Origin of the sequence: Streptomyces endocoffeicus, from assembly GCF_016741935.1 — a bacterium.
Lineage (GTDB): Bacteria > Actinomycetota > Actinomycetes > Streptomycetales > Streptomycetaceae > Streptomyces > Streptomyces endocoffeicus.
On the sequence record NZ_JAERRG010000202.1, the window covers coordinates 1 to 550 of the forward strand.

A 550-nucleotide genomic window follows, 5' to 3' on the forward strand; every position below is an offset into this window, starting at 1 on the left:
AGTTGCGGGGCGGACTCGCGTCGGTGACGCGGGTGCGGGGGGCTGGGAAGTCCGCGTGGGTGTTCGCGGGTCAGGGTGCGCAGCGTCTGGGGATGGGGCGTGAGTTGCATGCTGGGTTTCCGGTGTTCGCGGCGGCGTTCGATGAGGTGTGTGCGGGGTTCGAGGGTGTGCTGGACGGTTCGCTGCGTGAGGTCGTGTGGGGCGACGACAAGGACCTGCTCGACCAGACGATGTGGGCGCAGGCCGGTCTGTTCGCCGTCGAGGTGGCGCTGTTCCGTCTGTTGGAGTCGTGGGGCGTCCGCCCCGATCACTTGGTCGGTCACTCCATCGGAGAAATCGCGGCGGCTCACGTTGCCGGGATGGTTTCGCTCGCTGACGCGTGCGTTCTCGTGGGTGCGCGTGGCCGGTTGATGCAGGCGCTTCCGTCCGGCGGGGCGATGCTTGCCGTCCAGGCGGCGGAGGGCGATGTTGTGTCGTTGCTGCCGGATGGTGTGGAGGTTGCGGCGGTCAATGGTCCGGTGTCGGTGGTGGTTTCCGGTGCTGGGGAGGC

Annotated in this window: 1 protein-coding gene; it reads left to right on the top strand. The window is 68.4% G+C overall.

The window, feature by feature from the left end; translation table 11 throughout:
* The coding region (locus JK364_RS54585; protein WP_201858907.1) for an acyltransferase domain-containing protein at window positions 1–550 on the top strand (550 nt) is incomplete at both ends.